Here is an 8283-nt window from a genome sequence, read left to right on the forward strand (position 1 = left end):
CATTCTATAATTGTTCTTAACTTTTCTTCTCTGACTTTCATTTTGTTTGGTTCGGTTTTACTATGTCGTACAACGTTATGTATATGAGCTGTGGCGTGTCTCGGCACGAACCTCTCCAAATATAAACTAACTTTGGCAAACCGCAGGATTTTCCAAATAGGCACAGAACGAGCCATAGCTTATATACGGTGTTGTGCGTTCGTAATTATTTTTTTTTGTTCAAGAAATAATCAATTGATATTTATATAGCAATCCTTCTAGTTGAAATGCAGAAAATTTTGCTTTTTTAAGTTTGTTAAATTCAGGGTCAATAGCGAAGTTTTTTGCATTTCTAAAGTCCGCCTTTTCAAGTATAGTATTTAAAAACCTCGTTCCTGTAAGGTCTGTGTCATTAAAAACTGCTGAAGATAAATCCGATTCAGTAAAATCTGCTTCTTTAAGAGAACATTTTACAAAGTGCGTATTCTTTAACTTTGTCCCAAAAAATGTACAATAATCCATAATACAATTCTCAAATCTGAAAGAAAATGCAAAATTGTTGCATCTTGTAAAATCAATTCCAAGAATTTTGCTTCCTATAAAGCTTGCGTTTCTAAAACCCGTTCCTTCTATTTCTGTCATTGAAAAGTTACAGTCCTGAAAAGTGCATTCTTCAAAACTATTTCCTCTCAAGTCACTTTTTACGAAAATGCACGATATAAACTTACATTTAAAAAATTCTCTATTTCTTAATGTTTTTCCAGAATAATCAACATTTTTAAATTCTTTGTTCTCGTGAGTTATTATTTCATTTGTCATTTTTATATTTTTCTAATTTTGAGTGAGTTTTTCTATGACGCACAACGTTTTCGGGCTTTGCGAGGGAGCGGATTTTAGCATAAGACTTCCAAGCGAAGACGGAACTTTAAATATAACAAAAATCTTTGAACGGAAACAATAACCCGCTCTCTTGCAAAACCGATGTTATCGGCTTTACTTCATTAATTCAATAGTTCGTTCAATATTTATTTCTTGTAAGAACGTTTTATCGTGGGAAATTACAATTAAAGTTCCTTCATATTCATTGATTGCATTGGTTAAAATTTCGATGTTTTGAAGGTCTAAATTATTGGTAGGTTCATCTAAGATAATAATGTCGGGAGATTGATTAGCAATGTTTAAACAACACAACATTAACCGCATTCTTTCTCCGCCACTCAATGTATGACAAGGCTTATCCCAATCATCTTTTGAAAATAAAAAACGGTCTAATCTGATTTTTACTTCGTGTTCCTGAAGGCCGGTTTGATTAAATTCTTGAGCTTGTTCATAAATCTGTAAATGATTATTGATTAAAGAATAATCTTGGTCAATATAAACAGAATGACTTTCAGCAATAAATATTTTTCCTTCCGTTGGTTTAAGTTTTCCGAGTATTATTTGGATAAGTGTGGTTTTTCCTGTTCCATTTTTTCCGTTGATAGCAATTCGTTCACCGCTGACAATTTGAATGTTTAGAGGTTTCTCCCATAATAAACCTCCTGTTTTATATGCGAAATTGATATTTTCTGCTATAAACAGATTTTTACCTTTATGAAGATTGGAAGAATCAAATTCAAATTTCATTTGTTCTATATCAGAAACGGAAAGCCTCAAATCTTGAAGTTCTTCTTTTATACCATTAATTTTATCTGAATGAACTCCGGCAATTTTTGCTGAGCTTCTTTCAGCATTATTCTTCCAAGCATCTGATACTATCTTGGGAAGTCCAGCTTTTCCTAAATTCTTTTTTGCTCGAACATCTAATTTTTGTTGTCGTTCAATTGTTTTTCGCTCCTTTTCTTTCGCCTTTCTAAGTGCTTTTTCTTTGCTCTGAATATCTTGACTTAAGGCGTTTTGTTCAATTTCTTTTTGCTCTTTATAAAATTCATAGTTTCCGCCATAAACTTTAATTTCATTTCTGTTGAGCTCACAAATAGGATTTAATAACTGAAGTAACTCTCGGTCGTGGCTAACGATTATAAAAGTTGCTCTTGAGGTTTGAATAAAATCGTATAGTAAGTCTCTACTGGATTTGTCAAGATGATTACTGGGTTCATCTAATAAAACAAATGATGGTTGATGAATAAATATACCTGCGAGAAAGACTTTTGTTTTTTGTCCTCCACTTAATTCGCTTAATTTTTGAGATAGTGATAAATCAGAAATATCCCAATAGCTTAGGGCTTCTTGACATTTTTCTTCTATCGTCCAATCGTCATTTAAAAGGCTATAATTCTTTTCATCTACACTTCCGTTTAAAATTTCGTGTAAAGCATTGAGTTTGGTTTCAACTTGTAAGGCTTGGGCAATTGTCAAATCATTAAACTGACCGAAAATTTGAGGAATATAATAGGGTTTGGTTTCGGAGGAAATTTGTCCGTCATCAGGTTCTAATTCCTTGGCTATAAGTTTGAGTAAAGTAGATTTTCCAACACCATTATTGCCAATTAATGCAATTTTATCGGAATGGTTTACTGTCATACTTAAATTAGTAAACAGCGTATTTTTATTGGGATGTGAATAGGATAAATTTTGAATCGTAAGCATAATTAATTTCTTTTTGAGTTTAACAAAAGTGGGAGCCCAATTTTTTGAGCTGATTGTTAGATTGTCTAAGAAATTAATTTTTACATTTTCTGCTTACTTTTTATTTATGTTGCAAATATAATATTTTTTCTGAACTACTTTATTTCGTATTGCCGATAACGGAAAAAGTATTGGCGAAGAACGGGCTACTTTGCAGACATTTTCAAAAAAAAACCGAACCTGAGCAAAAACTTTTTCTACCGACTAAATTAGTAAAAAATAGGAGAGTAGAAAAGTTTTTTGCGGATACTGCTAAATCATTTCTCAAAGACAGTATTCACCCCGTTTTTCGCCAATACAATGTTATGCGACGTTCTTTTGATTTTCAGTTTTTTGACTTTTTTTCAACAGGTAAATTATTCCGGCTACAATTCCAGCAATTCCACCGAAATAACTTCCAGTATTCATAAACGCAGCTTCAAGATAATTTTGTGGATTTTGAGTTCCAAACTCCATAAAAACTCCACTGTTTTTATAGTCAACGAAAATTTTAGCAATCAAATATGCAATCAAGCTTCCTAAAATTGAAAATCCGATATTTATTAGAATTGCATTTTTAATGTTTTTTAGATTGTTTTCAGTCCTCATAAAGAGAAAAATTATCGCGTAAATTATTCCCAAAATCAAACCAACCCAATAAGAACCAATTATTCCAACAATTGACGCTTCAAGTCTTTCATTTTTAAAATTCCATTCATTAGTTCCAAAATTTCCGAATAGAAAATTCGTGAAAAATTCAGAGGAAACAGAATATGAAAATTGGTTAAGTATTGCTCCGAACAAACTTGCAATTATTACCGAAAAAATAATTATCAAAATTACTTGAATTCCTTTTGTTGCGGTTGTTTTCATAGAATGTCGCATAACATAGTAATTTACGAAGTAAATAATAGAAAAGTTTCGTGAAATATTCCCTATATCCGTATTTCGTGTAATTACTTTGTTAAAAGTAATAAATTCTTTGATAGTCTATATTATCTAAATAACATTTGTATGAATAGCGAGGTTTTTATTTAAAATTTTTAAATTCTCAATCATGGATCACGAAACTCTACAATTGATACTTTATTAATCTATTTCATTACTTAACATAATTCTTATTATACACCAAAACAATTCGGGTTAAATTATTGATTTTAAAGTAGTGCCGTTTTGAATAAATACCTTCACACAAAACAACGCATTTAGAATCCTCTAAATTCGTTGTTTTACGTTTATTTATATCGGTCAATTCTATTTAGATAAATAGAATTTTAAAATCAAGTTCCGTAGATTTTTTCCCCTTTTGTCAAAAAGGCAAGAAGTTTTTGGTTTATAACTTGAAAAGTTTGTACGAACAAAGACACATCTTGCTATTAAATACCGCCTACTTTTTTAGAACTCTGAAAAATACATTTAAGTATTGATAGTTAGTATTTTATAGGAATTTAAAAAGTTTATTATTTAATATCTTAACGCATTAATGCGGAAAAAAAAATAGAAAGATTAAAGCTGTTAATGTAATTGTATTATATTCAGTGCTTTATAGTGGTAGTAATCACTTTTTTTAAAAAAGAAAAAGTGATTACCTTATCTTATTTTACTTAGGTAGGATATTAGCCTTAAATTAAATTTTTGCTAAAAAATAACGCCTTTGCCCTACGGGACAATGGATTGATTTCTCGTCAAGGTCGCAATCAAAAATTAGTTATAATAAAGTGAAAAACTAACTAAATAAGGAAGTGTATATCTAAAATTGCCACCATCTTTTTTTCTTTTTCGGTATTTGTTCTGTTTGGTTTAATTCTGGTTCTTTTTTTGGGGCTTCTAAAAGGAGAATTGTCTTTTGTAGGTCGATTATTCTACCCTCTTTTTCTTGTAAAAGCAACTCTTTATTCTTTAATTCTTGTTCATGTAAAGATTTATTTAATCTTATTTCTTGTTCATATAGAGCAAGTTTAGTTTTTAAATCATTTAACTCATCATTAGTTGGTCTTTTGTTGGTCATGTCTATGTTTTGGGTAGGTCGTTTATTTTCTTTTTGTACAGCCTCATAGACAGAGAAAAGATAATTTACTTCAATTAAATTCTTATTCCCTTTTTTTTGGATATATGGCTTAGACTCTTCTTTTGCAAATAATCTTCGTATTGTTTTTTCACTTTTATTAGTTTTTTCGCAAGCGTTTTTTATATCAATGTAATTCATGAAGGTAATTTTTGTCTAGTTGGTCAAATGTAGGACATGTCTAGTAAATGACCATGTGTTAAGTCAGTCATTTATTTAAGTACTTTTCTTCAAAAATCTGTTCAGATTTCTTTTTTAAAGAACCAATAAGGTATGCTTTTAGATTTTTAATTTCATAGACTACAGATTGAGCTTTTAGTTCGACTAAGAAATCCAATAGTTCCTCTTCAGAAAGATGATTATATAGACTTTCAAATAAGCTAAGATTGTTGTTTAATTCTTTATCGGTAAACTCGTAATTGTACTTTAAATAATCTTCTATGTTTTTAGGAATAAACCAACGATTTGACATTTGTTTCATTACTTTTTGTTTCTTCAATGATTCATCTTCAAATTGCGGTTGATGGATCGGAATAAAACGAATACCTGTAATCTTTCGACCTGTTTTAATTCTCTCATAATAGAATGTATAAGGACTGCATTTATCAAGTTCAATTTTTGCAGGCTCTACAACTTTTTCTATAAATCCAGAAGGTCTGTTTTTATATTTACCGATTAGACCAAATATTTCTTTTAAATCATCTATAGAGTAATTTATAGGTTTTTTTTGGTTAGAAAGTAATTCATAAAATCTCATAGAATAAACACTTTCAAATTCCATTGCAGTTTTTAACTCGTATTTTTTAAAACCTTTCGAAAAATCTAAAAAAGCTTCTACAATTTCTTCTCTTAAAGTAAATTGAACATCTTCTTTGTACTTTTCTAACTCAGGGAAGTATAAAATATTAATAGTTTTCCATACTCTATCATCCTCATATTCAAATCCTTTTTTTTCTAAAGAAAGTAAAGCTTTTTTTATTTGAGCATGATTTTTATCTTCTTCATTTTTTTTGAATGCTGAAAAGGGAAATATGAATTCGAAAAGTTTTTTATTTCCGTGTTGGTACTCCCTTAAAGAGTATCTCTTATTTAACTCCTTCCCCTCTATTAAAGATTGCAATTGTTCAATGATTCGATATAGAATACGCTTTTCATAAACTGAATAATCATATTTCGCAGTTGTTAAAATATAAGATTGTAATACTTCTTTATTATTGATTTTCATATTAGTGAAACTTTACTACCACAAAGATAATACTTTCTACCACTTGTAAAACAGTAAGAGGTAGAAAGTATTATAAAAGTTGCAGTTGGGTTAAATCAAAGTATTATAAAAGTGGTAATAAAGTATTATAAAAGTGGTAGTAAGACTTTTTTCAATCCTTGTAATATATATGATATACATATATATATCCGTTTTTTGTCGAAAGCCGATAAGTAATGTTAGATAAGCTATGTTTAATTAATACAAAAACATGGTAATTTTTTAGTTTTTAAGGGTGTGATTTTCTTCGAAAAATCACTTTTGGGAGCTTGCGTGAAATGCACTGTTTTCGTTAGAGTGGAAAAACAAAAACAAATTGACGTGACTTTTTTATGCGCACCAGGGGGGGCGGATTTTTTCAAAATAAAATTTATCTGTATATTTGTGTACACAAATAGTTACACAATGGCAATAGTAGAAACAACAAGTAGACAGTTTAGAGAACGTCAGAAAGATTTTTTTGATATGGTCGACAAAGGAAAAAAAGTAGTCATTAGAAGAGGAAGTAAGCACGCTTATGTGCTAACACCTATTTCTCAAAATGATCTTTATTTTTCAGAAGAAATGATCCAAAGAATTAAAGATGCTAAACAAGAAATCAAGGAAGGAAAAGGAATAACTATAAAATCAAAAGAAGATTTAGACGCATACTTTGATAGTTTATGAGTTATAAAATCATTTTCTCTTCTCAGGCGGATGTAGATTTAAAAGAGTTAAAGAAATCGGAGCCTAAAGCTTTTAAAAAAGCAGTCACCTTAATTAAAGAATTAGCAGAACACCCAAGAACAGGCACAGGTAAACCTACTTTGAAAAAGTATGATTTAGCAGGATGTTATGCCCGAAAGATAACGGATAAACATCGATTAGTCTATTCGATTGACGATGATGTTATTTCGGTTCATATTCTATCAGCGAAAGGACATTACAACGATAAATGATGCTGAAAATCAAACTAAAACTAAATATAAGCAACTTAAATGCAGTCTTGCATGTACTGGATAGTTACGATAATGAATTTAAAGGCGATAATTTTGCGTTTAAAGCTATTTTGTCAATTTCTGATGACTTATATAGTAAATTACTTAGAAAAGCGATTACAGAGCGTAAAAACGATAAAATATTTACAATCTCATTCAAGTATCATGAAGCTTATGCACTTGAAGCCATTTTAAGGCACTTTATTTCAAATGCCGATGAAGCCTATTCAGATCCTTATGTAAAAAATACCGCTCATGTGATTGCGAATAAAATTCATCAAGAGTTATAATTCTTCCAACAGCATTTTATCTGGAGCTTCTCCAAACAAATCAAAAGAAAACAAAGGTAAGTTTCGCACCATTAAATTTTAGCATAAAGCCGTTTCACTTTTTATATAAAATTTAGTGATGCTGCACTTGTTGAAATGGCTTTCTTTTTTTTCGTTTTTTCTTTTCTAAAATGGTTTTTTTTTAAGCTAATTTTTCTTAAAAAATGTCTTAAAATTTCAATTAGATGCAAGATATGGATTTGTACGGACATAGTAAATCACAATATTGCCTTTTCAGAAAAAAGGAAAGTAAAAATCGGAACTCTTTTTTACGTGAAATTTGATCGGAATAGTGAGGGGCGAGAGGGAACTCCACTTGGTGGAGTTAATTTATTGGTTATCATTATTTTATATATTTTTATTTTCTTAAAAATATATAAATTATATATAATTGTTTTAAAAATAATGTTAAACAACTTATAGTCAATTCGTTATTAATATATAGATAATATATTTTTACTCTTTCTACACGATTTTAAATTGTGAAATTGAGATGAAAAAATAGTATTCCGAATGAAAGTAGGAATAGCAAGCAGTAATCGGGGAAACCCCGATTCAAAATTATATTCCTTTGATTATTAAGTTTTTACAAAAATAAATTAGTAAATATTTTTTAAAAAAGTAGTAATTTTTATTGTAAGTTGTTGATATATAGTATAGTTATGAGATTTTAAAAAGTAGTATTTCATAGAAATAAGCAAGTAGTATAAAACACATTGTTTTATTAATTTTTATGCTAAAATCAGAAAATAGCAAGGTGTGTTATTTGGGGCAAAAAACCTCTGTGAACTATAGTATTTCCAACAAATAACGAACCTTGCCCTACGGGGTTAAAAATTAATTGCTCGTCAAAGTCGCAATCAGAATTTTATAAAAAATATAAATAAAAAGTAGATGCAACTATGCAACTGAACAACAAATAAAAAAGTCTATCAAAAATATTCTGATAGACTTCTTTTATTTTAATTCTATTTTACATAAAAGGTGTTATAGCTTTTACTGAACCGAAGTTGTACGCTGTCTTTTATTCTTTACATAAATTTTCTCTAAGGATTTGTCCAA

At 29.3% G+C, this 8283-nt stretch carries 8 protein-coding genes; 3 read left to right on the plus strand and 5 right to left on the minus strand.

The annotated features are described in order from the left end of the window. Positions 1–219: 219 nt before the first annotated feature. The 5 genes from HXZ69_RS14725 to HXZ69_RS14745 all read right to left on the minus strand — a co-directional run bounded on the left by HXZ69_RS14725 (position 220) and on the right by HXZ69_RS14745 (position 5876). Positions 220–798 (minus strand): pentapeptide repeat-containing protein, encoded by a 579-nt coding sequence (locus tag HXZ69_RS14725; RefSeq protein WP_182628772.1) that lies wholly within the window; start codon positions 796–798, stop codon positions 220–222. A 174-nt stretch (positions 799–972) separates the two neighbouring features. Next, positions 973–2568, minus strand: a complete 1596-nt coding sequence (gene abc-f, locus HXZ69_RS14730; RefSeq protein ID WP_179991659.1) for a ribosomal protection-like ABC-F family protein — start codon at positions 2566–2568, stop codon at positions 973–975. A gap of 342 nt (positions 2569–2910) precedes the next feature. Further along, on the minus strand, positions 2911–3471 hold the full coding sequence (locus HXZ69_RS14735; protein WP_286496413.1) for a hypothetical protein: 561 nt from the start codon (positions 3469–3471) through the stop codon (positions 2911–2913). An 865-nt stretch (positions 3472–4336) separates the two neighbouring features. After that, positions 4337–4792 carry a hypothetical protein gene (locus tag HXZ69_RS14740; protein WP_171623988.1) on the minus strand — a complete coding sequence of 152 codons (456 nt, stop codon included), beginning with the start codon at positions 4790–4792 and terminating at the stop codon, positions 4337–4339. Positions 4793–4859: 67 nt separating this feature from the next. After that, on the minus strand, positions 4860–5876 hold the full coding sequence (locus HXZ69_RS14745) for a replication initiation protein (protein WP_171623989.1): 1017 nt from the start codon (positions 5874–5876) through the stop codon (positions 4860–4862). A 444-nt stretch (positions 5877–6320) separates the two neighbouring features. Between HXZ69_RS14745 and HXZ69_RS14750 the strand changes: the two genes are divergently transcribed. From HXZ69_RS14750 to HXZ69_RS14760, 3 genes are read left to right on the plus strand one after another with little or no spacing between them, the layout of a single operon-like run. Beyond that, positions 6321–6581, plus strand: a complete 261-nt coding sequence (locus tag HXZ69_RS14750) for a hypothetical protein (protein WP_143080504.1) — start codon at positions 6321–6323, stop codon at positions 6579–6581. Beyond that, a complete protein-coding gene (locus tag HXZ69_RS14755; protein ID WP_171623990.1) occupies positions 6578–6853 on the plus strand; it encodes a Txe/YoeB family addiction module toxin in 276 nt (91 codons plus the stop codon). The genes HXZ69_RS14750 and HXZ69_RS14755 overlap by 4 nt, the downstream gene beginning before the upstream one ends. Next, a complete protein-coding gene (locus tag HXZ69_RS14760) occupies positions 6853–7182 on the plus strand; it encodes a hypothetical protein (protein ID WP_171623991.1) in 330 nt (109 codons plus the stop codon). The genes HXZ69_RS14755 and HXZ69_RS14760 overlap by 1 nt, the downstream gene beginning before the upstream one ends. Positions 7183–8283: the final 1101 nt, after the last annotated feature.

Source organism: Empedobacter sp. R132-2 (genome assembly GCF_030324375.1).
GTDB lineage: Bacteria > Bacteroidota > Bacteroidia > Flavobacteriales > Weeksellaceae > Empedobacter > Empedobacter falsenii_B.